Consider the following 24,501-nt stretch of genomic DNA (forward strand, 5'->3'; position numbering starts at 1 on the left):
CTACTACCTACATAGGCCAGTAAAGACGGGAGTTTAGAAGAAACGCTTCAGAAAATAAATTTTCAAAAAGTGTTGACAACGAAAACTTCCAGCGTATAATACGCACCTCACTCGAACAGGGTGAGTCACTAAGAAGCAAAGCTTCTAGTGAATGTTCTTTAAAAATTTAGACAAGACAATCTGTGTGGGCACTCGTTAAGAGTGTCACAACGACGATTCATATTTCGATATATTTAATTGAAGAGTTTGATCATGGCTCAGATTGAACGCTGGCGGCAGGCCTAACACATGCAAGTCGAACGGTAACAGGATGTGCTTGCACATCGCTGACGAGTGGCGGACGGGTGAGTAATGCTTGGGAACTTGCCTTTGCGAGGGGGATAACAGTTGGAAACGACTGCTAATACCGCATAATGTCTTCGGACCAAACGGGGCTTAGGCTCCGGCGCAAAGAGAGGCCCAAGTGAGATTAGCTAGTTGGTAAGGTAAAGGCTTACCAAGGCGACGATCTCTAGCTGTTCTGAGAGGAAGATCAGCCACACTGGGACTGAGACACGGCCCAGACTCCTACGGGAGGCAGCAGTGGGGAATATTGCACAATGGGGGAAACCCTGATGCAGCCATGCCGCGTGTGTGAAGAAGGCCTTCGGGTTGTAAAGCACTTTCAGTTGTGAGGAAAAGTTAGTAGTTAATACCTGCTAGCCGTGACGTTAACAACAGAAGAAGCATAAGCTAACTCCGTGCCAGCAGCCGCGGTAATACGGAGGGTGCGAGCGTTAATCGGAATTACTGGGCGTAAAGCGCACGCAGGCGGTTTGTTAAGCTAGATGTGAAAGCCCCGGGCTCAACCTGGGATGGTCATTTAGAACTGGCAGACTAGAGTCTTGGAGAGGGGAGTGGAATTCCAGGTGTAGCGGTGAAATGCGTAGATATCTGGAGGAACATCAGTGGCGAAGGCGACTCCCTGGCCAAAGACTGACGCTCATGTGCGAAAGTGTGGGTAGCGAACAGGATTAGATACCCTGGTAGTCCACACCGTAAACGCTGTCTACTAGCTGTTTGTGATTTTAAATCGTGAGTAGCGAAGCTAACGCGCTAAGTAGACCGCCTGGGGAGTACGGCCGCAAGGTTAAAACTCAAATGAATTGACGGGGGCCCGCACAAGCGGTGGAGCATGTGGTTTAATTCGATGCAACGCGAAGAACCTTACCTACACTTGACATGCAGAGAACTTTCTAGAGATAGATTGGTGCCTTCGGGAACTCTGACACAGGTGCTGCATGGCTGTCGTCAGCTCGTGTCGTGAGATGTTGGGTTAAGTCCCGCAACGAGCGCAACCCTTGTCCTTAGTTGCCAGCATTAAGTTGGGCACTCTAAGGAGACTGCTGGTGACAAACCGGAGGAAGGTGGGGACGACGTCAAGTCATCATGGCCCTTACGTGTAGGGCTACACACGTGCTACAATGGCATTTACAGAGGGAAGCGAGACAGTGATGTGGAGCGGACCCCTTAAAGAATGTCGTAGTCCGGATTGGAGTCTGCAACTCGACTCCATGAAGTCGGAATCGCTAGTAATCGCAGGTCAGAATACTGCGGTGAATACGTTCCCGGGCCTTGTACACACCGCCCGTCACACCATGGGAGTGGGATGCAAAAGAAGTAGTTAGTCTAACCTTCGGGAGGACGATTACCACTTTGTGTTTCATGACTGGGGTGAAGTCGTAACAAGGTAACCCTAGGGGAACCTGGGGTTGGATCACCTCCTTACCATTACGTCGATAGACGCACTTGATGCAGTGCCTACACAGATAGTCTTGTTTAAAACGAAGAACGACACAAGTTTATGGGGCTATAGCTCAGCTGGGAGAGCGCCTGATTTGCATTCAGGAGGTCAGCAGTTCGATCCTGCTTAGCTCCACCACAGGCTTGTAGCTCAGCTGGTTAGAGCGCACCCCTGATAAGGGTGAGGTCGGCAGTTCAAGTCTGCCCAAGCCTACCATTTCTTACTTATACTGCGTTATCGTATCGCTCACGTGCTACTAGCACGCTACGCAATCCGATGCCTTGTCTAAGCAAGAAATAGATGGCAAAAATGTCAAAACGGAATTTAAATCCTAATGAATATTTACTGTTTCAGTAAGCATTGATTAGGGTTTTTTACTCTAAGGATGAAAGTACTGCTTTTGCAGGAAACATCTAACGTTCTTTAACAATTTGGAAAGCTGATATTAATAGTAATCAATCAAAATTGAGTAACTGAGAAATCGAAAGATGACTTTTTACTCTACTTGACTGAATTGCTTGTTATCAATCGATGATTTGATAACAAGGCAATTCTTCCGATTAGCTTGTCATTCATGCGACATAACTCAGGCAGAAGTCAAAAGGCTGTTTGGGGTTGTATGGTTAAGTGACGAAGCGTATACGGTGGATGCCTTGGCAGTTAGAGGCGATGAAGGACGTGTAAGTCTGCGAAAAGCTGTGGTGAGCCGACAAAATGCATTTGAGCCACAGATGTCCGAATGGGGAAACCCACCTATTTATAGGTATCGTTGCATGAATACATAGTGTAACGAGGCGAACGAGGGGAACTGAAACATCTAAGTACCCTTAGGAAAAGAAATCAACCGAGATTCCCCTAGTAGCGGCGAGCGAACGGGGAGCAGCCCTTAAGCTGTTTAGAATTTAGTGGAATCCTTTGGGAAGAGGAGCGATACAGGGTGATAGCCCCGTACACGACGAGTTCTTTATAGTGAAATCGAGTAGGTCGGGACACGTGTTATCTTGACTGAATATGGGGGGACCATCCTCCAAGGCTAAATACTCCTAACTGACCGATAGTGAACCAGTACCGTGAGGGAAAGGCGAAAAGAACCCCTGTGAGGGGAGTGAAATAGAACCTGAAACCGTATACGTACAAGCAGTGGGAGCCCTTCGGGGTGACTGCGTACCTTTTGTATAATGGGTCAGCGACTTATATTTAGTAGCAAGGTTAAGTGAATAACGGAGCCGTAGCGAAAGCGAGTGTTAACTGCGCGTTTAGTTGCTAGGTATAGACCCGAAACCCGGTGATCTAGCCATGGGCAGGTTGAAGGTTGAGTAACATCAACTGGAGGACCGAACCCACTAACGTTGAAAAGTTAGGGGATGACCTGTGGCTGGGGGTGAAAGGCCAATCAAACCGGGAGATAGCTGGTTCTCCCCGAAATCTATTTAGGTAGAGCCTCGGACGAATTCCATTGGGGGTAGAGCACTGTTAAGGCTAGGGGGTCATCCCGACTTACCAACCCTTTGCAAACTCCGAATACCAATGAGAACTATCCGGGAGACACACGGCGGGTGCTAACGTCCGTCGTGGAGAGGGAAACAACCCAGACCGCCAGCTAAGGTCCCAAAATATTGCTAAGTGGGAAACGATGTGGGAAGGCATAGACAGCTAGGAGGTTGGCTTAGAAGCAGCCACCCTTTAAAGAAAGCGTAATAGCTCACTAGTCGAGTCGGCCTGCGCGGAAGATGTAACGGGGCTAAGCAATATACCGAAGCTGCGGCAGCATGTTTACATGCTGGGTAGGGGAGCGTTGTGTAAGTGGATGAAGGTGAGTTGTAAAGCTTGCTGGACATATCACAAGTGCGAATGCTGACATGAGTAACGATAATGGGAGTGAAAAACTCCCACGCCGGAAGACCAAGGTTTCCTGTCCCATGCTAATCAGGGCAGGGTAAGTCGGCCCCTAAGGCGAGGCAGAAATGCGTAGTCGATGGGAAACGGGTTAATATTCCCGTACTTATATAATCAGTGATGGAGGGACGGAGAAGGCTAGGCAAGCTTGGCGTTGGTTGTCCAAGTGAAAGCGAGTAGGCCGAGTGTTTAGGTAAATCCGGACACTTAAAGCTGAGACGCGAGACGAGCCACCAAGGTGGTGAAGTTGTTGATGCCCTGCTTCCAGGAAAAGCTTCTAAACTTATGATTATATGAACCGTACCCCAAACCGACACAGGTGGTCAGGTAGAGAATACTAAGGCGCTTGAGAGAACTCGGGTGAAGGAACTCGGCAAAATTGTACCGTAACTTCGGGAGAAGGTACGCCCCTGTTTGTGAACACTTTACGTGGTAAGCAGATGGGGGCCGCAGTGACCAGGTGGCTGGGACTGTTTATTAAAAACACAGCACTCTGCAAACTCGTAAGAGGACGTATAGGGTGTGACACCTGCCCGGTGCCGGAAGGTTAATTGATGGGGTTAGTTCGTACGAAGCTCTTGATCGAAGCCCCGGTAAACGGCGGCCGTAACTATAACGGTCCTAAGGTAGCGAAATTCCTTGTCGGGTAAGTTCCGACCTGCACGAATGGTGTAACCATGGCCACGCTGTCTCCACCCGAGACTCAGTGAAATTGAAATCGCAGTGAAGATGCTGTGTACCCGCACCTAGACGGAAAGACCCCGTGAACCTTTACTACAGCTTGGCACTGAACATTGAACCTACATGTGTAGGATAGGTGGGAGGCTTTGAAGCACAGTCGCTAGATTGTGTGGAGCCGTCCTTGAAATACCACCCTTGTATGTTTGATGTTCTAACATAGGTCCCTAATCGGGATTGTGGACAGTGTCTGGTGGGTAGTTTGACTGGGGCGGTCTCCTCCCAAATAGTAACGGAGGAGCACGAAGGTTAGCTAATCACGGTCGGACATCGTGAGGTTAGTGCAATGGCATAAGCTAGCTTAACTGCGAGACAGACACGTCGAGCAGGTACGAAAGTAGGTCATAGTGATCCGGTGGTTCTGTATGGAAGGGCCATCGCTCAACGGATAAAAGGTACTCCGGGGATAACAGGCTGATACCGCCCAAGAGTTCATATCGACGGCGGTGTTTGGCACCTCGATGTCGGCTCATCACATCCTGGGGCTGAAGTCGGTCCCAAGGGTATGGCTGTTCGCCATTTAAAGTGGTACGCGAGCTGGGTTTAGAACGTCGTGAGACAGTTCGGTCCCTATCTGGTGTGGGCGTTGGATGATTGATGGGAGCTGCTCCTAGTACGAGAGGACCGGAGTGGACGAACCGCTGGTGTTCGGGTTGTCATGCCAATGGCATTGCCCGGTAGCTATGTTCGGAACGGATAACCGCTGAAAGCATCTAAGCGGGAAGCCGGCCCAAAGATGAGTCATCCCTGACCTTTAAGGTCTGGAAGGGTTGTTATAGACGATGACGTTGATAGGCAGGGTGTGGAAGCGTTGTAAGGCGTTAAGCTAACCTGTACTAATTGCCCGAGAGGCTTAACCATACAACGCCCAAAAAGCTTTAGGCTTTTGAGTGTTGTAGACAAGCTAAAGTAAGTAGAGTGAAAAGTAGTTACTCACTGATTGAATTAATATTATCTTTCCCAAATTGTTACCAGTTTTTCCTGGCAGCCATAGCGATACGGTACCACCTGACCCCATTCCGAACTCAGAAGTGAAACGTATTAGCGCCGATGGTAGTGTGGGGCTTCCCCATGTGAGAGTAGGACACTGCCAGGTCCTAATTCTAAAACAAAGAACCCAGCGAAAGCTGGGTTTTTTGCTTTAAGGACTAGCACTAACGTGCTACTCCCGCGGTCAGCCATCCCGAAGGGGCTTCCATGGTCTCGCAGAGCTCGACCGTTCATCACTTGCCGAATGCCATTAGGCATCCGTCATGCACCTGCGGTGCAGCGTTCCTCACCCCCAAGTGAGCTAGGACACTGCCAGGTCCTAATTAAAGAAAAGCCCTTGTCTGACGACAAGGGCTTTTTTTGTGTCTGTTCAAAAGCCTTACAAATATAGCCAATTGCTTAATGTACTGTAATTTAATGTTTCATATTATTTGCTTACACTTTTAACGCAATTTGGGGATAACCTCTTCCATAAAACCCTTTATATTTAATCAAATTGAATGTGTCTTTGTTCACCTTAAGTTCACTTAAAAGTGGTTATATTTATTAGATATTAATCGTACTAAAGGAATATCATGCGTAAACATATCGGGTTTCTAATAACACTTCTTTGTTTTTCTTCAACCGCCTATGCTCAAGGCGTCAATATGAGCGTCAGCGCAGGCTGGCCATTCTTTTTGATACCGACTGTATCGACTACATATAACGACATCGAATTTTATGCGAACTACAAAGTGGGGCTTGATGACGGGTTTACTGTTGGCGCAGAAAAGCAATATGGTCATCATGTATTTGGTGTTTTTATTGGGGCTGTAGGTGCAAGAGATGCAAATTATCCATGCGAGGCTGACGACTCTTGCCCACCTCTTCGAATAGTATTTACTGATGCTCAAACAACGCAAGGCTTAGGTCTATCTTACGAATATCGTTTGAATCAGGGGAGAGAAGGCTGGGCTTTTCGTGCAGAAGCGGGCTACGGTAAAGAATCTCAGAATGATGAAAAGCGCTTTGATGGTAACGTACAGGTTGTTTACCATTTTTAAGGCGTGTTAGCGTTGAACTAACTATTACAACAAGGAACTTATAATGTCTGAAAAAATAATAATTAATGCGACCTTTAACCCAGCGGTAAAAACTTACTGGCTTATAAGTTTATTGTTAGTGTCTACTCTCACAATAGTAGGAATACCTTTCTTGATTATTTCTATCCCGCTATTTTTCGTGATCAGCGGTAAAATACTTGCTGCAATGTCCGCTATTGTGACAGAGCGAAAGCTAGTGGTTAAGCGGGGTGTTTTTAACAAAGAAGAGAAGTCTATTCCATTAGAGAAAATAACCGATGTTGCTATGGTGCAAGGGCCGCTAATGCGCGTCTTCAATCTCTATCGGCTTTCTTTTGAGACTGCTTAGGTCAATCTGCCCAAGGCGCTTTAGTCTCACTGATTGGAATCAATGAGGCTGATACTTTTAGAGAGACCATCCTGGCGCAAAAAGATAAGTTGTTAACGGGTAGCAACGCCGTAACAGAACAGAAAAGCGATGAACAAAGTGATATGAAGGCACTTATTGAAAGTGTTAAACGCATAGAGCTATTGCTAGAGAAGGCACTGGAAGGAAAATAGCAGATATTCATATTTGCCGTTTAACGTCAATTAGCCAGCTTTAATAGCTGGCTTTTTTGTTTTTGAATTTTGAATTTGTTTTGCCGTCAGTATTTCTAGACGATCTTAGAAAATAAAAGCGCCAATAGAACCTACTTACTTTTAGCAAAGTGAGCAATTTTTGGTAAACTCTACCGGATATTTTTTTAGTCGAAGTAAATAGGACGAACCAATGGCCGTATTCGGTACAGTATTTATGCCACAAATGGCACTTGCTACCTTTGTCAACGATAAGTGGACTGACACCGAATTTGTCAGCGCAGACAGCATTAAATTGCATCCTGGTGCACATGTGCTTCATTATTCAAGTACTTGTTTTGAAGGCTTGAAAGCATTTAAGCACGAAGATGGCAGTATCAATATTTTTAGAATGGATAAAAACATTGAGCGTTTTGCTCAAAGTAGCCGTCTTCTTAACTTGCCTGAAATAGACAAAGCGCAAGTAGAAAAGATGATTATTGATATTGTAGCGAAATACGCGTCTGAAGTACCTGAGCCTCCAGGCTCCATGTATATCCGCCCTACGCATATCGGTACCGAAGCGTCTATCGGTAAAGCAGCAGCGCCATCAGCAAGCTCAATGTTGTATGTATTGTTATCGCCAGTAGGTGATTACTTTGCGGGCGGTGCAAAACCACTTCGCTTACTGCTTGATGAAACAGGGATGCGTTGTGCACCGCATATGGGAATGGTTAAGAGCGGTGGTAATTATGCCAGTGCATTACCTCCTATTTTAAAAGCGCGTGCTGAAGTGCAGGCAGACCAGATATTGTTTTGCCCTAACGGCGATGTTCAAGAAACGGGTGCAGCTAACTTCTTACTTATTGACGGTGATGAAATCATTACTAAAGGGTTAGATTCTAGTTTCTTGCACGGCGTGACACGTGCAACAGTACTTCAAATTGCTAAAGATCACGGCATGAAGGTTAGCGAGCGTGATATCACTGTAGATGAATTGCTAGAACGTTCAGCAAAACCTAATACTGAAGCGGCACTTTCAGGTACTGCGGCTGTTCTTACGCCGGTAGGTACATTTATCCACAACGATAAAGAGTATCAGGTTGGAAGTGGTGAGGCTGGCCCGGTAACCATGAAGTTAAGACAGGCGCTAAATGATATCCAATGGGGTAAAGCAGAGGATACTCACAACTGGTTGGTGAAAGTACCTCGCTAGTTCGTTGGGACACAAATAAAAAGCCTGCATAAGCAGGCTTTTTTGTATCTAAACGGTTACGGCTTATTTTGCTTTACCTTGCTTAGCAACAGCATCCATCATCGCCTTAATGGCTTCTGGATCGCCTAAGTATTCTTTTGAAATTGGCTTTAAGTTCTCATCTAGTTCGTAAACTAGAGGAACACCAGTAGGAATATTTAAACCAAGTACTTCTTCATCAGACATACCGTCTAAGTATTTAACCAGCGCGCGTAGGCTATTGCCGTGAGCCGCAATAATGACACGTTTGCCTGCTTGAATATCTGGACGAATTACATCGTGCCAATATGGAAGTACACGCTCGATAGTTAGCTTCAAGCTTTCTCCGCGAGGAAGGATGTCTGCATCTACCTGGCTGTAACGCGGATCGTGACCTGGGAAGTGTTCGCTTTCGTCTTCAACCGCTGGAGGTGGAATATCGAAGCTGCGACGCCAAATCTTTACTTGCTCTTCACCGTGTTTTGCTGCGGTCTCTGCCTTATCTAAACCAGTAAGCGCACCATAGTGACGTTCATTTAAGCGCCAGTGACGCTCAACAGGTAAATAGTGCTGACCCATCTCTTCAAGAGCAATGTTAAGCGTTTTAATGGCGCGTAATAATACAGACGTGTAAGCCTGATCAAATGCAAATCCTGCATCTTTAAGTAGCTGACCAGCGGTTTTCGCTTGCGCTACGCCAGTGTCAGTCAAATCAACGTCGTGCCAGCCTGTGAAACGGTTTTCTAAGTTCCACTGACTCTCGCCATGACGAATAAGTACCAATTTATACATAGTTGGGTTACCTGCGGCGTTATAGTGAGATAGTCTGAGAAGTGCCAATATCACGAATCGTATATAGACGTTCAGACGTATATTTAAAAACTGCCGTTATCATCCTTGATCGGCACTAAAAAATCCAGTTTCTCTACCGACAAAAATGCAGGTACGACAAGTGATGTCAAAGATGGGTAACGTTAAATGAATCGCGAGAGGTCAGGGTGCGCTACATCAAGCCACTGTTTCATAGAAGGCTCCTCTATAAAACTAAAGTCAGCAAAATCAAAACCTGGCGCTACAGTACATCCAACAAGAGAATAGTCCCCCATACTCTGCGCTGCTTGAAAATGGCCCGCACTCACAACTTCCACATATTCGTGTCCTTCACCACCAATCCGACGTTCCCAAAGCTGTTGCTTATGCAGTTGCAAAAGTTGAAGCGGTGCACCTTCGTAGTGATTCCATACTTCATCATGCAAAACACGATGAAAGCGGCTCACTTGCCCTTTTAATAACAAAAAGTAAATGTGGGTAAGTGCGGGCCTGCTTTCTCCGTGAACAAAAGAGGATGTCTTGTGTTCAGATTGGAATACTTGGCGATAAAAGCCACCTTCTGGGTGTGGGCTCAAATCATATTTTTTTACTAATGGATGGTTCATGCTCAAGTCAAAATCAAGTCGTCTCTTGTAAGGCGCTTAATGCAGCTTTGCGCGAGACTGTTCTAATATGCCTAAAGCATACCTTTTGTTCCATTGTAAGAAAATAAAAATGTTACTCAGATGTAAATGAAAAGGCGGTCATCGAAACAGGTTGCATTACAATCAAATGTGAACTTTATTTCATATTCATAGCGTACAAACATCACAAAGTTGTCATGACAACCAGTCGGTTGATTGCAACTGATAGCGTTTAGCGCAATTGCAACATGCATGGCTGTGCTGCCGACAAAAACGCGGCGTAGCGCGCTAGCTATTATTTTTTAACAGGCAAATAAGGATGAAGAGCGTATGAGATATAAGTCTTTTTCACAGCTTGAGGTAAATGGTAATACCTATAAAGCAGTAAACTTTGACGACATTGGAAAGCAATACGCCCTCGACCGCCTCCCTTTTTGCATAAAAATACTACTTGAGAACTTGATCCGTCATGAGGACGAGGAGTTTGTTAATAGCGAGGATATTGAACAAGTAGCCAAATGGGACATCAGTAATCATAAAGATCATGAGGTATCTTTTGTTCCCGCACGTGTCATTTTGCAAGACTTCACGGGCGTACCTGCAATAGTGGACTTAGCTGCAATGAGAGATGCGGTTGATAGATTAGGAGGAGATGCTCAGGCTATAAACCCTCTTAATCCTGTCGAGTTGGTTATTGACCATTCCGTTATGGTTGACCACTTCGCAGAAGACAATGCACTTGAAAAGAATACGGATATTGAAATTGAGCGAAATAAAGAGCGCTATCAGTTCTTAAAATGGGGGCAATCGAGCTTTGACAACTTTAAAGTCGTGCCTCCTGGTCGCGGTATTGTCCACCAAGTTAACTTAGAATATTTAGCTCGTTGTGCCTTTACTAAGGAAGAGAGCGGCGAAACTTTAGTGTATCCAGATACCTTGGTCGGTACAGATTCGCACACAACCATGATAAATGGTCTTGGCGTGCTAGGCTGGGGTGTAGGAGGAATTGAGGCCGAGGCAGCAATGTTGGGGCAACCTGTAACCATGCTGCTACCTAAAGTTGTAGGTTTTAAGCTTTCTGGCAAGCTGCCTGCTGGCGTTACGGCTACAGATATGGTGCTTACTATTACAAAACAGCTGCGTGAACACGGCGTAGTTGGAAAATTTGTTGAGTTTTATGGCCCAGGCCTGAAGCACTTAACAACGGCAGATAGAGCAACTATCGCCAACATGGCACCGGAATACGGCGCAACGTGCGGTATTTTCCCAATTGATGACGTTGCCTTAGATTATCTCAAGCTTACTGGTAGAGATGAGCAGCAAATTGCACTTGTAGAGTCTTACGCTAAATTTAGTCACCTTTGGCACGACGAACACACGAAGGACGCACAATACCATGAAACGCTCTCCCTCGACCTGAATGATGTAGTGCCCTCTATTGCGGGCCCCAAACGCCCACAAGACAAGATAGCACTAGACCAAGCAGCCAGTGCATTTAAAGAATGGCATCGTTCGCAAATAGATATCAAAGTGCAAGATGAAGAAGCAGACTTTGTGGCTGAAGGTGGCCTAGGCGCCAATGCTGAAATTGATGAAGATCACGATTCCTTCGTAGAATTTAGAGGAAGCAAGTTCAACCTAGAGGATGGCGCCATTGTAATTGCTGCGATCACGAGTTGTACGAATACCTCAAACCCATCAGTGTTAGTTGGCGCAGGTCTGCTTGCTAGAAATGCTGCAGCAAAAGGCCTCACGCGTAAGCCTTGGGTAAAAACATCACTTGCACCTGGTTCACAAGTCGTTACGCAATACTTAGAAGACGCCGGTTTAATGGACCCTCTGGAAGCGCTGGGCTTTAACCTGGTGGGATATGGATGTACTACTTGTATTGGTAACTCAGGACCATTACCCGATGCCATCACAGACGCTATACGAAAAGCGAAGCTCACAGTGACGTCTGTTTTATCTGGTAACCGTAATTTCGAAGGCAGGATCCATCCTGATGTAGCGGCGAACTATCTAGCGTCGCCACCACTGGTCGTTGCTTATGCATTAGCTGGTAATATGAATATTGATATTACCAAAGAGCCGCTAGGCCAAGCGGATGATGGTTCTCCGGTTTATTTGAAAGACATCTGGCCAACGGAAGAAGAAATTCAGCAATATATAGCAGAAAACGTAACCGACGAGTTATTTAAAGCTAAGTATGCTGACGTGTTTAAAGGCAGCGGTGAGTGGAATACACTTGAAGTAAGCAAAACGTCCGTTTACGACTGGCCTGAGTCTACTTACATCAAACATCCGCCTTTCTTTGAAGTCATGGGTAAAGAGCCTGAAGCACTCAAATCTATAGAGAATGCTCGGTGCTTAGTCAAAGTGGGTGACTCTATTACTACCGATCATATTTCACCTGCTGGCGCCATCGCTAAAGACAGTCCAGCAGGGGAGTATTTGCAGGCACAGGGAGTGGAGCCAAATGACTTTAACTCATATGGCTCCAGACGTGGTAATCACGAAGTCATGATGCGTGGTACGTTTGCCAACGTACGCCTTCAAAATCAACTTGCTCCTGGTACGAAGGGAAGTGCAACGACGCATTATTCAAGTGGCGATAGCATGTCAATCTTTCACGCCGCTATGCGCTACAAAGACGATGGTGTGCCTGCTATTGTTATAGGCGGTAAAGAGTACGGAACAGGGTCAAGCCGCGATTGGGCTGCGAAGGGGCCCTCGTTAATGGGGGTTAAAGCTGTGCTAGCTGAGAGCTATGAGCGTATCCACCGCTCTAATCTAATAGGTATGGGCATATTACCCTTACAGTTTAAAGATGGTGACAGCGCAACGTCTTTGGGTTTAAAAGGTGATGAATCTTACTCCATCGAAACCGTATCGCGCGGGCAAAAAGAGGTTGGCGTAACAGTCAAAACAGATGAGGGTAAGACTACGTCATTTATGATGGATATCCGAATCGATACCTCGAACGAGTTCACTTACTTCGAGAATGGCGGAATACTGCATTATGTAATTCGGGAATATTTGAAGAAGTAATGGCTATGCCATGCTATCAATGACCTAAGACTTATAAAAAAGCCCAGCATTGCTGGGCTTTTTTGGCAATAGGAAAGACGCTATTCGCCACCCACAATTTGTACCTGTGCTAGGTCGGTATCGCCTTTGATTACCTTAAATATAGCGTCTTGTACCAAGGTACGCATACCATCGTTTGCGGCTTGTTTCTTCATGTCGTTAACACTGGCTTCTTTGTATACCAATGACCGCAGCTCCTGTGTCATGCCCAGCAACTCGTGAACAGCCGGTACGGCCTTTATAGCCTGTGTTGCCGCATTCTTCGCATCCTTTGGCACGATAAAGCTCAAGTGGGCCATTAATGTTCAGTTCATGAATGTGCTCTTTACCATATTGGCGCTCGATAAACGCTAGGTCTGTTTCTGTAGCAACATACTTTTCTTTGCAATGCCCGCACAAGGTTCGAACAAGACGTTGAGCCAAAATACCCACACAGGCGTCAGAGAAGTTAACCGGATCAAGGCCTAAGTCGAGAAGTCGGGTTATGGTTTCTGGCGCAGAGTTGGTGTGAAGCGTCGATAACACCAAGTGACCTAGTTAGCGAGGCCTCGATGCCTGCGTGTGCAGTCTCTTTGTCACGCATCTCACCAATAAGAATAATATCAGGGTCAGCACGCAAGAATGCTCTTAGCGCATTGGCAAAAGTAAAGCCTATTTTGGGGCTCACCTGTACTTGCTGTAAACCCGGTTGCGTAATCTCTACCGGGTCTTCCGCTGTCCAAATCTTTTTCTCAGGCGTGTTTACGTAGCCTAAGATAGCGTGCAGCGTAGTGGTTTTACCTGAACCTGTGGGGCCCACAACGAGCAATATGCCGTGGGGCTTCTTAATCATTTCCTCAAGGCGAGCGCGGTTGTTGGGTGCAAGGTTCATTTTATCAATTGGCATGGCACCGCCTGATGCCAATATACGCATAACCACACCTTCGCCAGCTACCGTCGGTATGGTAGCTACACGCACCTCAACAAGTTGACCGTTCATCTTAAACGCTAACTTACCGTCCTGCGGCACGCGCTTTTCGGCAATGTTAAGATTTGACATAATTTTAATACGAGCAATAACCGCACTGTGGTGCGAGTTAGGCACTTGGTTCATATCGCGACAAACGCCGTCTATACGCATACGTACGCGCGTCGGGGCGTTTTTTTCAGGGTCGATATGGATATCTGAAGCATTGAGGCGCTTAGCGTCATGAAGTATGCGGCTTACCAAGCGAACTACCGCAGGTGCATCATCTGATAGTTCATCAACTTGGTCTTCTTTTTCTTCGGTGGACGAGCCAATTTCATCAAGAATTTCGCTCATTTCACCCGGTGCACCGCCACCGCTATTTTCGCCTAAATATTGAAGTACTAAGTTAGGTAGACTGACCGCTATTTCATAGGTGTCGATACCCATGGCGCTTTCAATTTCCATCAACAGCGCCGCATTATTTGGCTCAGCCATCAACACTATGGGTTTGTCATGGGCATCAGCAATCACTGCTACATAGTTGCGCTTCAAATACGACACATTTAAACGGCTGTCGTTTTCGAACTTGTGATATTTTTCTGGAAGGTACCCGATAAAAGGCACTTGATAGTGAATAGAGAGCGAATTGCCAATTTCCTGTTCAGCAATGCGGTACTCAGAAATGAGTCGCTGCACCAGTGCGCGGATATCAGGCGTAGTTTCTTGTAATTCCTTTAACGCAGCTTCTTCTATTAGCCCTTTGTGAACAAGTAGGTCAAAAGGATTATTGGTTCCGCCAAGTTCGAATCGGAATTTATCACCGAGTATCAGTGCTAATGCATTACCAAGTTGTAGATCATCATCGGAAAACGGACCAGAATTCTTGTTGATGATTTGAATAACGCCCATCAGTACGCCTGCATTTAAAATAGGTACGCACAGAATATTTTGCGTTTTGAAATCATTATCCTTATCAAACTTATCGGCAAAGCGCAGACGAGGGTGAATGTTTTGAAGTAACGACGGGTTATAGGGGTCAGCAACGATAATCGCTTTTTGAGACAGCGCAACATAGCCCGCAATCGACATTGGACTAATAGGAACTTTAATTTCTAACGTCTCTTTTCCTGTTTTAAACCGCGCGACTAAATCTTGATGCTGCCTGCGTCGCTGAAAAATACTCATACGCTGTGCATCGAACAAATCTAAAATGATGGGCTCAAGCACACTGTACGCATCTAATAGCGTAGAGTGATTGTTTAAAATGCGCTTTATTTGAGCAAACGTTTGTTGATTATCTACTACTTCCATATCTTCTCAATTCAAAGTGTTTTACACGCTCCGTGTGAATGCTACGCATAGCCGGAATTTACTGATCATCCAATCTATTACTATTTATACCACGAAACGAACAATACTACTTATAGAAGCTTACATACATTCGTATAGTATATAAACGCGACAAGTTCGACGACGATGTCGATATTTAACATTACATGAGTAAATGTAATTGAGAGATAGCAACGTATTTTTAGTTGGTAAAGTCGACTAATCAGATTGGCAACGGCAGTGAATACACAGCGATCAAGAAATGCACAACTATTTCGTACAAAAAGCAAACTTGGCCTTGCATTACAGTCTCCTTTCTGTATAATTCGCGCCCACTGCCCAATTAGGGCATGTAATTTTTAGCCGCGACCTCACTGCTTTTAGGGTGGTTGCCGAAGTAACGGATTCATCTTTACTGATTAGCCTGTTGCTGGCGTGCTAGAAAAAAGAACAGGGTTCCAATTGGGAACCATCGGTTTACGCACATCCTTTCTTTCCGGAATAAATGGAAGAGAAAGGGTGAATTTTTTTGTTCTTTCGATTGGAGCTTAATCGATGCCAAATCAAAGAATTCGCATTCGTTTGAAAGCGTTTGATCACAAGTTGATCGATCAGTCTACGGCTGAAATCGTTGAAACTGCGAAACGCACTGGTGCTCAGGTAAGTGGTCCTATTCCTCTACCTACTCGCAAAGAACGCTATACAGTTCTGATTTCTCCGCACGTTAACAAAGACGCGCGTGATCAATATGAAATCCGTACTCACAAGCGTTTGGTAGACATCATCGAGCCAACTGATAAAACAGTTGACGCGTTGATGCGTTTGGACTTGGCTGCTGGCGTTGATGTTCAAATCAGCCTGGGCTAATAAGAGAGGGTTATAACAATGGCGATTGGTCTAGTCGGTCGTAAAGTGGGTATGACTCGCATCTTCACTGAAGATGGTACGTCTATCCCTGTGACTGTTATTGAAGCGACCCCAAACCGCGTTACTCAGCTTCGTACTGAGGAAACTGACGGTTATCGCGCTCTTCAGGTTACTGCTGGAACTAAGAAAGCTAACCGCATCAACAAAGCTGAAGCAGGTCACTTTGCTAAAGCTGGTGTTGAAGCTGGACGCACTCTAGTAGAATTCCGCCTAGAAGAAAACGAAGGTGCCGATATTGAAGTAGGCAGTGAAATCACTGTTGAAATCTTTAACGACACCAAAAAGATTGATGTAACTGGTACATCAAAAGGTAAAGGTTTCCAAGGTGCTATCAAACGCTGGAACTTCAGTTCTCAGCGTATGACACACGGTAACTCTTTGTCACACCGTGCTCCTGGTTCAATTGGTCAAAACCAATCACCAGGTAAAGTATTCAAAGGCAAGAAAATGGCTGGTCAGCTTGGTAACAAGCAAGTGACTACTCAGTCTTTGGAAGTTGTACGTGTTGACGTAGAGAACGGCCTTATCCTAGTTAAAGGTGCCGTACCTGGCGCAACTGGCAACGATGTAATCGTAAAGCCAGCTGTTAAAGCGTAACGTCTGGGGAGTGAACTGATGGAATTAACATTGAAAGACGCGCAAAGCGCTCTTGAAGTATCCGAAGCGACCTTTGGACGTGAATTCAACGAAGCCCTGGTACACCAGGTAGTTGTAGCTTACGGTGCAGGTGCTCGTCAGGGTACAAAAGCGCAGAAAACTCGCGCTGAAGTTCGTGGTGGCGGTAAGAAGCCATGGCGTCAAAAAGGTACTGGCCGCGCGCGTGCTGGTACAATCCGTAGCCCAATTTGGGTTGGCGGTGGCCGTGCTTTCGCAGCTAAGCCTCGTGACTTTGACCAAAAAGTTAACAAGAAAATGTATCGCGGTGCGATCAAGAGCATCTTGTCTGAACTAATCCGTCAAGACCGTTTGGTTGTTGTAGAGAAGTTCGGTGTTGACGCACCTAAGACTAAAGCTCTTATTTCTGCACTTAACGAATATGAACTAAACGACGTTCTAATCGTTACTCCTGAAGTTGATGAGAACTTGTTCCTAGCGGCGCGCAACTTGTACAAAGTTGACGTACGTGACGTAGCAGGCATCGACCCAGTGAGCTTGATTGCATTTGAAAAAGTGCTAATGACTGCTGATGCGGTTAAACAACTTGAGGAGGCGTTAGCATGAAAGAAGAACGTCTACTGAAGGTGCTAGTAGCACCTCACGTTTCAGAAAAGTCTACTATGGCTGCTGAAGCGAACAACACAGTTGTATTTAAAGTAGCTAAAGACGCGAACAAAGCTGAAATCAAAGCAGCAGTTGAAAAACTGTTTGAAGTTGAAGTTGAAGGTGTTCGTACTGTGAACGTTAAGGGTAAAACTAAGCGTCACGGCATGTCTTTCGGTAAGCGCAGCGACTGGAAAAAGGCCTACGTGGTTCTTAAAGAAGGTCAGGACATCGACTTTGTCGGTGGTGCTGAGTAAGAAGGGGATTAGAAATGCCATTATTGAAAGCTAAGCCAACTTCTGCTGGTCGTCGTCACGTTGTTCAGGTCGTTAATCCTGACCTGCACAAAGGTGCACCTTACGCGCCTTTGCTAGAGAAAAACAGCAAGTCTGGTGGTCGTAACAACGGTGGTCGTATCACGACTCGTCACATTGGTGGTGGTCACAAGCAACACTATCGTGTAATCGACTTCAAACGCAACAAAGACGGCATTCCAGCTAAAGTTGAGCGTTTAGAGTACGATCCAAACCGTTCTGCGAACATTGCTCTAGTATTGTATGCAGACGGTGAACGTCGTTACATTCTAGCTCCTAAGGGTATGAAAGCAGGTGATGCAATCCAGTCTGGTTCGGACGCTCCGATCAAGTCTGGTAACACTCTACCTATGCGTAACATCCCTGTAGGTACTGTTGTACACGCAATTGAAATGAAGCCTGGCAAGGGTGCTCAAATCGCACGTTCTGCTGGTGCTTATGCTCAGATCCTAGCACGTGACGGAAACTACGTTACCCTACGTCTACGCTCTGGCGAAATGCGTAAAGTTCTTTCTGATTGCCGCGCCACCATTGGTGAAGTTGGTAATGCAGAGCACATGCTTCGTTCACTAGGTAAAGCTGGTGCTACACGCTGGCGTGGTGTTCGTCCTACCGTTCGTGGTGTTGCCATGAACCCGGTTGATCACCCACACGGTGGTGGTGAAGGTCGTACATCTGGCGGTCGTCACCCAGTAACTCCTTGGGGTGTTCCTACCAAAGGTAAGAAAACCCGAAGCAACAAGCGTACTGATAAGCTTATCGTACGTCGTCGTAACAAGTAATAGCGAGGATTCACCATGCCACGTTCTCTCAAGAAAGGTCCTTTTATTGACCTTCACTTGCTGAAGAAGGTAGAGGCTGCAGTGGAAAAGAACGAACGTAAACCAATCAAAACTTGGTCTCGTCGTTCTATGATCATCCCAGATATGATTGGGTTGACCATTGCGGTCCATAACGGTCGACAACATGTACCTGTCATTATTAGTGACGAAATGGTCGGCCACAAGTTGGGCGAATTTGCGCCAACGCGTACTTACCGCGGCCATGTCGCGGATAAGAAAGCTAAACGTTAAGGGGTAGGAAGATGGAAGCATTAGCTAAACACCGTTTTGCCCGCACGTCGGCTCAAAAGGCACGCTTGGTTGCGGATCAAATTCGCGGAATGCACGTTGAGAAAGCTCTTGAGCTTCTTGCGTACAGCCCGAAGAAAAGCGCAGCGCTAGTAAAGAAAGTATTGGAATCTGCGATTGCTAACGCAGAGCACAATGAAGGCGCAGACATCGATGAACTTCGCGTGTCTAAAGTTTTCGTTGACGAAGGTCCAACTATGAAACGTATCAAGCCACGTGCAAAAGGCCGTGCTGATCGTATCTTCAAGCGCAGCAGTCACATCACTGTGGTTGTAGCGGATAACTAGGAGTAGATAATGGGACAGAAGGTACATCCTACAGGTATACGCCTGGGTATCAGCAAACCATGGACATCTACCTGGTACGCTAATACTGCAGACTATGCAGACAACCTGTATAACGATCATCAGGTACGTCAGTATCTGACTAAACAACTTAAGAACGCTTCACTTTCTAAAATCGTGATCGAGCGTCCTGCTAAGAGCATCCGTGTAACTATTCACACTGCTCGTCCAGGCGTTGTAATCGGTAAGAAAGGTGAAGACGTAGAGAAGTTGCGTAACTACGTATCTAAGCTAGTAGGTGTGCCAGCTCAGATCAACATCGCTGAAGTACGTAAGCCAGAGCTAGATGGTCAGCTTGTAGCTGATAGCATCTCTAGCCAGCTAGAGCGTCGTGTTATGTTCCGTCGTGCTATGAAGCGCGCAGTACAAAACGCAATGCGTCTAGGCGCGAAAGGTATCAAAGTTGAAGTTAGCGGCCGTTTGGGCGGTGCAGAGATTGCACGTTCTGAATGGTACCGTGAAGGTCGCGTTCCTCTGCACACTTTCCGTGCGGACATCGATTACGCAACCTCTGAAGCGTCAACTACTTACGGTATCATCGGCGTTAAAGTATGGATCTTCAAAGGTGAAGTTCTAGGTGGTCTACCTACAACTCAAGAGCAAGCACCAGCTGCTCAACCTAAGAAGAAAGGCCGCAACGCTAAGCGAGAGGGCTAATCATGTTACAACCAAAACGCATGAAGTTCCGTAAGATGCACAAAGGCCGCAACCGCGGCTTAGCAGCGGGTAATACTGTTGCCTTTGGTACTTACGGCCTTAAAGCGACTGGCCGTGGTCGTATGACTGCGCGTCAAATCGAAGCAGCGCGTCGTGCTATGACTCGTCACGTTAAGCGTCAAGGTAAAATTTGGATTCGAGTTTTCCCTGACAAGCCAATTACTGAGAAGCCTCTTGAAGTGCGTCAAGGTAAAGGTAAAGGTAACGTTGAGTACTGGGTATGCCAAATTCAACCTGGTCGTGTTCTTTACGAGATGGAAGGTGTTCCTGAAGCTCTTGCACGCGAAGCGTTTGAATTGGCAGCGGCTAAACTGCCATTTAAAACAACCTTTGTAACTCGGACGGTGATGTAATGAAAGCGACTGAACTGAAAGACAAAAGCGTAGAAGAGCTGAACGCAGAGTTGATTAACCTGCTACGCGAACAGTTCAACCTACGCATGCAGCACACAACAGGTCAGCTTGAAAAAACTGACCAGTTGAGAAAAGTACGTCGTAACATCGCGCGTGTTAAAACCATTCTGACTCAAAAGGCTGATGCGTAATGACTGAGCAAAAAATTCGTACAGTACAAGGTCGTGTGGTTAGCAACAAGATGGATAAAACCATCACTGTTGTAGTTGAACGTTTTGTTAAGCACCCAATCTACGGGAAGTTCATCAAGCGCTCTACTAAGCTTCACGCCCACGACGAAAACAACGTGTGCAACCAAGGTGACGTAGTAACAGTACGTGAATGTCGCCCATTGTCTAAGAACAAAACTTGGACTCTAGTTGACGTTGTAGAAAAAGCTGGCGTTTAATCGCTAACTTATTTCAAAGTCTTAAAAAAGCCGCTTTCGAGCGGCTTTTTTGTGTCTGATAAAAAGCGCTTTAGATATTAGGCGTGAGTGCTTGACTCTACATCTTTATCAGTCAAACCTTATCGTTGTGAAGTAAATTCACTTAACTTACGTTTAAGTAACAACGGCGGGTTAACGCTTAGTTACGTAAGGGTTATCATTAGTCTATACCGTATGGTAATTCGCGATTTTGCGATAATAAAAAATCTGTATAAAAAGCATTACGCTAAGGACCTTATTATGTTTGGTGCCGAAAGAAACGGCTACAAACCTACTCTTATTGAAGATATCTGCCGAGTGGCATATTCGTTACTTTTATTGCTACTTGTCCCGTTTGTTTTTTTACAACTTATGTTGCGCAAATCAGCTAGTAGTAATAAGGCGCTCCACGGGTCATTCGAACGCTTCGGCCGTGTACTAACCCCACCGAAGCCTGGCGGTTATTTATTTCATTGTGTATCCGTTGGAGAAGTTGTCGCTGCGTCAAGTTTAATAAAGCGAATAATGGTCAGTGAGCCTGATGTTCAAATAACAATAACGACCACTACTGCGACCTAGGTTCGGCCAGGGTAAGATCTATATTTGGTGATAGCGTACATCACTTTTATTTGCCATTTGATTTGCAAGTAACCATGTCGTTAATGCTAAAACGAGTGCAACCAAAAGCGGTATTGATTACCGAAGTAGAGCTTTGGCCTAACCTTATCCATGCGTGTTGGAAGCGCAGTATTCCATCAATAGTTATTAATGCGCGTATGACAGACAGGTCGGCTCGTCGTTATAAGAAAGTGGGTAAACTGTTTATCCCCATGTTGAATAAGTTGTACCACGTCTGTGCCCAAGGCGAGAGAGACTTCAAAAACTATGCTTGGTTAGGTGTACCCAGTCATAAATTGACACTTACAAACAATATAAAATTCGACCAAGTTGCGGCTGGTAATCAGGATAAGTCATCGTTTTTAGGTCTAGAAAGTGGAAGTAAGCCCGTATTGGTAGCAGGCAGTACACACGATCCTGAAGAAAGCCTATTGCTCGATGCCATAGACAAGTTGTGGTCGTCCCACACAGACCTACTCCTTGTTATTGTGCCAAGACACCCTGAACGGTTCGATGCTGTAGCAAAATTGATGGAAAGCCGCGGCTTAGTATTTGTAAGAAGCTCTGAAGTCAGTGACGTGCCCACTGACGTCAACATTGTGCTGCTTGATGAAATGGGCAAGCTAAATCACGCTTACTCTGTAGCCTCATTTGCTTTCGTTGGCGGTTCTATTGCGCCTAGGGGAGGGCATAATGCCCTTGAGCCAGCGGCGTTTTCTGTTCCAATACTGATGGGACCGCATACATACAATAACCCGGTTATTTGTGAGTACTTGAAGGAGCGAGGTGCACTAACCATTATCCATGATGCGCAGCAAGTGTCTGATAATCTTTCATTGTGGTTAAGCGATCCAGAGTTAAGAAAAAGTGCAGGTGCTGCAGGGCGTTTAGTACTTGATGAAAACAGCGGGGCGTTAGACATTACCTTAGACTGCCTCAAAAAATACGTGAAAATATAGCTACTAGTTCACGGTAAGAGTGTTGGGTTTGATTGATTTTTGAACCCCGAAATGGTGCGGGAAATGCACCAAAGTGGTTGATAAACAAGCCTAAACTTGGTGTTAATATTGGCCTATCATTATAAGTCGCTGATTATAATGCGTTTGCCGTTTTGGCCTTTCACTTGCAACGTCCCGCAGGACAGCGTGACAAAGGTAAAACATTAACAATAATGCTTAGTCCAAAACGAGCACCGAGTCACGCGTTTTCCAGGGAGAGACCTCCTGCCGATGGGCAGGAGGTTTTCTTACTGCACTTTCTTAGTTATTTTCTTCACTCAACTCGGGCTCAATAAGGCTTATCACCCGCCAGTTTGCTTTAGGCTCAATACTATTACCATTTATGAAGGTGTAACTCTTACCTTCGTTGCTAATAGCAATAAGCGGTGTCGCTCTTACTCCATACTGCTTAGTATATTGCTCGTAGGTGAATTCATCAGACAATCGAGTCGTCTTTACTGTGGCCCCTCTAGCAATCGCCGAGGCGAGATAGCCATAAGTTACACCTTCATCAAATAAGGTAAGCTTCTTCGCATACTGTTCGCTTACTTGGTGACTAGGGCGAGCCGACTGTTCATTGTTAGTCAGCGCCCATACTTTGTCTTTACCAAGGGTATATTCAAAGTGGTACGCTATCAGCGGATTAAGCTGCTTATACGGCGACATGATCAATACTGTGCCGAAGGTCGCAATGTCAAGATGACGTGCGGCGTGGTCAGACATTGGGTTGCCAAAGTAAACAGGGATATCTGACATGCGAGCTTCTCGAATGGCGTCCCAGTTAGTATCAGCTATGGTCACATCTAACTTCTGATTTAGCATTTCGCACGCCAGTAGCCGATTAAACTTACTGCTTCCAAATAAAAGATATCCAGTAGGTGCAGGGGCGCGCACCCCAAGCAACGATGCCACTGTACGCGAAGTTAAACTTTGTACGACAACCGTGGCAATAATCACCATGAAAACAATGGGTACTATTATTCCAGCGCCTTCATAGCCAATTTCTTCAAGCTTTAAAGAAAATAGTGCAGAGACGGCTGCGGCAACAATACCACGCGGGGCTATCCAGCTAAGCAGTGCCAGTTCATTTAACTTGAGCCCAGTACCAACAGAAGAGGCTAATACTGAAAGTGGGCGCGCAATGAACATAATAGCGGCAAGTACTATCACTGACCCCCATCCAACATCAACGACCGATTGCAGATTTAAACGGGTAGCGAGTAAGATAAATAAGCCTGAAATAAGCAGAACACTCAGCGTTTCTTTAAACTCCAATATGTCTTCTACGTCTACGTCTTTCATGTTGGCAAGTACCATTCCTGTGATCGTGACCGCAAGTAGCCCTGACTCGTGAGCTACGTAATTAGAGGCGGCAAATACACCAAGAATGATGGTCAGCACTGCGGTGTTAAGCAGATAATGAGGTATGAGCTCTTTGCGGATAGAGATGCCGAGCAAGTAACCTGCTGCTAAACCTAAGAAGGACCCAATGCCTATGGTTTTACCAAATGCGATAAGCGTATGGGTAATGGCAGACTCTTGCGACGCAACAATAAACTCGAACACTAAGACCGCGAGTAGCGCGCCGATGGGGTCAATTACGATGCCTTCCCAGCGTAAAATATTGGCAAGGTTTGTTTGTGGCCGGACAGTACGCAGCATGGGGACTATAACGGTAGGTCCAGTTACTGTAACAATAGCACCAAACAAAAAGGACAACTGCCAAGAGAGCTCAAGGCTGTAGTGTGCGGCTGTAGCCGCGACTACCCATGTGACCAATACACCAACTGAACACAAGTTTCTCACCATATTGCCATGACTAGCTATATCATTAAATTTGAGGGTAAGTGATCCTTCAAACAAAATGATGGCTACCGAAAGAGAAACAACGGGGAAGAGTAAATCGCCAAACAGAGCGTCAGCGTTGAGCACGCCAAATACAGGGCCCACCACTATGCCTACTATTAAAAGCGGTAAGATAGCTAGGTAACCTTATTTTGTAAGCAAGGTACTGACACCCGATGGATAACAAACCAACGGCAACAAGGGATAAAAGCGGGTCCGACAAAGTTATATCCTTAATAATTCGTATAATTCCACTATGGCTAGCTAATGGTTTCCAGCTAACATTTTTGTCTTACTTTAATTCATTAATGCGCTAGTTTACGCATTGCTAATAACTGAATTACATGACTTAATGCTAAAGTACATGATCAACCGACGTTGATACGATACTGTACATAGATTAGACCAACACACTGCATTGCGCAGTTAAATAACCTTCAGTGCTCGTGC

The 24,501-nt window shown here is 45.8% G+C and carries 18 protein-coding genes, 2 tRNA genes, 3 rRNA genes and 3 pseudogenes; 22 read left to right on the forward strand and 4 right to left on the reverse strand.

What is annotated here, in order from left to right; genetic code table 11:
• Positions 1 to 234 precede the first annotated feature (234 nt).
• The 9 genes from V6N89_RS01640 (at position 235) to V6N89_RS01680 (ending at position 8,242) form a co-directional block, all read left to right on the forward strand.
• A 16S ribosomal RNA gene (locus tag V6N89_RS01640) occupies positions 235 to 1,767 on the forward strand.
• 78 nt (positions 1,768 to 1,845) lie between these two features.
• Positions 1,846 to 1,921, forward strand: a tRNA-Ala gene (locus tag V6N89_RS01645).
• A 1-nt stretch (position 1,922) separates the two neighbouring features.
• Positions 1,923 to 1,999 (forward strand) — tRNA-Ile (locus V6N89_RS01650).
• A gap of 405 nt (positions 2,000 to 2,404) precedes the next feature.
• A 23S ribosomal RNA gene (locus tag V6N89_RS01655) occupies positions 2,405 to 5,278 on the forward strand.
• 119 nt (positions 5,279 to 5,397) lie between these two features.
• Positions 5,398 to 5,513 (forward strand): 5S ribosomal RNA (rrf, locus tag V6N89_RS01660).
• Together the 16S, 23S and 5S rRNA genes with 2 tRNA genes alongside form the textbook arrangement of a ribosomal RNA operon.
• 469 nt (positions 5,514 to 5,982) lie before the next feature.
• The gene (locus V6N89_RS01665; RefSeq protein ID WP_338519859.1) at positions 5,983 to 6,450 is read left to right on the forward strand and encodes a hypothetical protein; all 468 of its coding nucleotides are present in this window, start codon (positions 5,983 to 5,985) and stop codon (positions 6,448 to 6,450) included.
• A 43-nt stretch (positions 6,451 to 6,493) separates the two neighbouring features.
• Positions 6,494 to 6,817 (forward strand): PH domain-containing protein, encoded by a 324-nt coding sequence (locus tag V6N89_RS01670; protein ID WP_338519860.1) that lies wholly within the window; start codon positions 6,494 to 6,496, stop codon positions 6,815 to 6,817.
• Positions 6,818 to 6,906: 89 nt separating this feature from the next.
• Positions 6,907 to 7,029, forward strand: a complete 123-nt coding sequence (locus V6N89_RS01675) for a hypothetical protein (protein ID WP_346993316.1) — start codon at positions 6,907 to 6,909, stop codon at positions 7,027 to 7,029.
• A 211-nt stretch (positions 7,030 to 7,240) separates the two neighbouring features.
• A complete protein-coding gene (locus tag V6N89_RS01680) occupies positions 7,241 to 8,242 on the forward strand; it encodes a branched-chain amino acid aminotransferase (protein ID WP_346993317.1) in 1,002 nt (333 codons plus the stop codon).
• Positions 8,243 to 8,305: 63 nt separating this feature from the next.
• Here the strand turns inward: V6N89_RS01680 and gpmA are convergent, their stop codons facing one another.
• Both gpmA and V6N89_RS01690 read right to left on the reverse strand, forming a co-directional pair.
• Positions 8,306 to 9,052, reverse strand: coding sequence for a 2,3-diphosphoglycerate-dependent phosphoglycerate mutase (gpmA, locus tag V6N89_RS01685; RefSeq protein WP_338519862.1), 747 nt, complete (start codon positions 9,050 to 9,052; stop codon positions 8,306 to 8,308).
• 182 nt (positions 9,053 to 9,234) lie between these two features.
• On the reverse strand, positions 9,235 to 9,696 hold the full coding sequence (locus V6N89_RS01690; protein WP_338519863.1) for a cupin domain-containing protein: 462 nt from the start codon (positions 9,694 to 9,696) through the stop codon (positions 9,235 to 9,237).
• Positions 9,697 to 10,044: 348 nt separating this feature from the next.
• On the opposite strand from V6N89_RS01690, the gene acnA reads away from it, so the two are divergent.
• On the forward strand, positions 10,045 to 12,762 hold the full coding sequence (acnA, locus tag V6N89_RS01695) for an aconitate hydratase AcnA (protein ID WP_346993318.1): 2,718 nt from the start codon (positions 10,045 to 10,047) through the stop codon (positions 12,760 to 12,762).
• An 80-nt stretch (positions 12,763 to 12,842) separates the two neighbouring features.
• Here acnA and V6N89_RS01700 read toward each other — a convergent pair.
• A pseudogene (locus V6N89_RS01700) lies at positions 12,843 to 15,061 on the reverse strand (GspE/PulE family protein).
• 573 nt (positions 15,062 to 15,634) lie between these two features.
• Between V6N89_RS01700 and rpsJ the strand changes: the two are divergent.
• The 12 genes and pseudogenes from rpsJ to V6N89_RS01760 all read left to right on the forward strand — a co-directional run bounded on the left by rpsJ (position 15,635) and on the right by V6N89_RS01760 (position 22,167).
• Positions 15,635 to 15,946 carry a 30S ribosomal protein S10 gene (rpsJ, locus tag V6N89_RS01705; RefSeq protein ID WP_010179497.1) on the forward strand — a complete coding sequence of 104 codons (312 nt, stop codon included), beginning with the start codon at positions 15,635 to 15,637 and terminating at the stop codon, positions 15,944 to 15,946.
• 18 nt (positions 15,947 to 15,964) lie between these two features.
• On the forward strand, positions 15,965 to 16,603 hold the full coding sequence (gene rplC / locus V6N89_RS01710; protein ID WP_014947975.1) for a 50S ribosomal protein L3: 639 nt from the start codon (positions 15,965 to 15,967) through the stop codon (positions 16,601 to 16,603).
• A gap of 18 nt (positions 16,604 to 16,621) precedes the next feature.
• Positions 16,622 to 17,227, forward strand: coding sequence for a 50S ribosomal protein L4 (gene rplD / locus V6N89_RS01715; protein ID WP_012516958.1), 606 nt, complete (start codon positions 16,622 to 16,624; stop codon positions 17,225 to 17,227).
• Entirely contained in the window at positions 17,224 to 17,523 is a 300-nt protein-coding gene (gene rplW, locus V6N89_RS01720; RefSeq protein ID WP_012516959.1) for a 50S ribosomal protein L23, read from the forward strand. Before rplD ends, rplW begins: the two co-directional genes overlap by 4 nt.
• 14 nt (positions 17,524 to 17,537) lie before the next feature.
• On the forward strand, positions 17,538 to 18,362 hold the full coding sequence (rplB, locus tag V6N89_RS01725; protein ID WP_202263273.1) for a 50S ribosomal protein L2: 825 nt from the start codon (positions 17,538 to 17,540) through the stop codon (positions 18,360 to 18,362).
• 15 nt (positions 18,363 to 18,377) lie between these two features.
• A complete protein-coding gene (gene rpsS / locus V6N89_RS01730) occupies positions 18,378 to 18,653 on the forward strand; it encodes a 30S ribosomal protein S19 (protein WP_012516961.1) in 276 nt (91 codons plus the stop codon).
• A gap of 11 nt (positions 18,654 to 18,664) precedes the next feature.
• Positions 18,665 to 18,997, forward strand: coding sequence for a 50S ribosomal protein L22 (gene rplV / locus V6N89_RS01735; protein WP_014947977.1), 333 nt, complete (start codon positions 18,665 to 18,667; stop codon positions 18,995 to 18,997).
• A 9-nt stretch (positions 18,998 to 19,006) separates the two neighbouring features.
• Positions 19,007 to 19,711, forward strand: a complete 705-nt coding sequence (rpsC, locus tag V6N89_RS01740; protein ID WP_346993319.1) for a 30S ribosomal protein S3 — start codon at positions 19,007 to 19,009, stop codon at positions 19,709 to 19,711.
• A 2-nt stretch (positions 19,712 to 19,713) separates the two neighbouring features.
• Positions 19,714 to 20,124, forward strand: coding sequence for a 50S ribosomal protein L16 (gene rplP, locus V6N89_RS01745; protein ID WP_338519864.1), 411 nt, complete (start codon positions 19,714 to 19,716; stop codon positions 20,122 to 20,124).
• Positions 20,124 to 20,315 carry a 50S ribosomal protein L29 gene (gene rpmC / locus V6N89_RS01750; RefSeq protein WP_012516965.1) on the forward strand — a complete coding sequence of 64 codons (192 nt, stop codon included), beginning with the start codon at positions 20,124 to 20,126 and terminating at the stop codon, positions 20,313 to 20,315. The genes rplP and rpmC overlap by 1 nt, the downstream gene beginning before the upstream one ends.
• A complete protein-coding gene (gene rpsQ / locus V6N89_RS01755) occupies positions 20,315 to 20,572 on the forward strand; it encodes a 30S ribosomal protein S17 (protein ID WP_159627389.1) in 258 nt (85 codons plus the stop codon). Before rpmC ends, rpsQ begins: the two co-directional genes overlap by 1 nt.
• A gap of 279 nt (positions 20,573 to 20,851) precedes the next feature.
• Positions 20,852 to 22,167: pseudogene (locus V6N89_RS01760) on the forward strand (3-deoxy-D-manno-octulosonic acid transferase).
• A gap of 300 nt (positions 22,168 to 22,467) precedes the next feature.
• On the opposite strand, the pseudogene V6N89_RS01765 reads toward V6N89_RS01760, so the two are convergent.
• Positions 22,468 to 24,274, reverse strand: a pseudogene (locus tag V6N89_RS01765) (cation:proton antiporter).
• Between the last annotated feature and the right edge of the window lie 227 nt (positions 24,275 to 24,501).

The organism is Alteromonas gracilis (assembly GCF_036870955.2).
In the GTDB taxonomy this organism is placed as follows: domain Bacteria; phylum Pseudomonadota; class Gammaproteobacteria; order Enterobacterales; family Alteromonadaceae; genus Alteromonas; species Alteromonas gracilis_A.

Coding starts and splice junctions, on each gene's coding strand:
- V6N89_RS01665 (WP_338519859.1), top strand. CDS start 5,983: ATGCGTAAACATATCGGGTTTCTAATAACACTTCTTTGTTTTTCTTCA.
- V6N89_RS01670 (WP_338519860.1), top strand. CDS start 6,494: ATGTCTGAAAAAATAATAATTAATGCGACCTTTAACCCAGCGGTAAAA.
- V6N89_RS01680 (WP_346993317.1), top strand. CDS start 7,241: ATGGCCGTATTCGGTACAGTATTTATGCCACAAATGGCACTTGCTACC.
- gpmA (WP_338519862.1), bottom strand. CDS start 9,052: ATGTATAAATTGGTACTTATTCGTCATGGCGAGAGTCAGTGGAACTTA.
- V6N89_RS01690 (WP_338519863.1), bottom strand. CDS start 9,696: ATGAACCATCCATTAGTAAAAAAATATGATTTGAGCCCACACCCAGAA.
- acnA (WP_346993318.1), top strand. CDS start 10,045: ATGAGATATAAGTCTTTTTCACAGCTTGAGGTAAATGGTAATACCTAT.
- rpsJ (WP_010179497.1), top strand. CDS start 15,635: ATGCCAAATCAAAGAATTCGCATTCGTTTGAAAGCGTTTGATCACAAG.
- rplC (WP_014947975.1), top strand. CDS start 15,965: ATGGCGATTGGTCTAGTCGGTCGTAAAGTGGGTATGACTCGCATCTTC.
- rplD (WP_012516958.1), top strand. CDS start 16,622: ATGGAATTAACATTGAAAGACGCGCAAAGCGCTCTTGAAGTATCCGAA.
- rplW (WP_012516959.1), top strand. CDS start 17,224: ATGAAAGAAGAACGTCTACTGAAGGTGCTAGTAGCACCTCACGTTTCA.
- rplB (WP_202263273.1), top strand. CDS start 17,538: ATGCCATTATTGAAAGCTAAGCCAACTTCTGCTGGTCGTCGTCACGTT.
- rpsS (WP_012516961.1), top strand. CDS start 18,378: ATGCCACGTTCTCTCAAGAAAGGTCCTTTTATTGACCTTCACTTGCTG.
- rplV (WP_014947977.1), top strand. CDS start 18,665: ATGGAAGCATTAGCTAAACACCGTTTTGCCCGCACGTCGGCTCAAAAG.
- rpsC (WP_346993319.1), top strand. CDS start 19,007: ATGGGACAGAAGGTACATCCTACAGGTATACGCCTGGGTATCAGCAAA.
- rplP (WP_338519864.1), top strand. CDS start 19,714: ATGTTACAACCAAAACGCATGAAGTTCCGTAAGATGCACAAAGGCCGC.
- rpmC (WP_012516965.1), top strand. CDS start 20,124: ATGAAAGCGACTGAACTGAAAGACAAAAGCGTAGAAGAGCTGAACGCA.
- rpsQ (WP_159627389.1), top strand. CDS start 20,315: ATGACTGAGCAAAAAATTCGTACAGTACAAGGTCGTGTGGTTAGCAAC.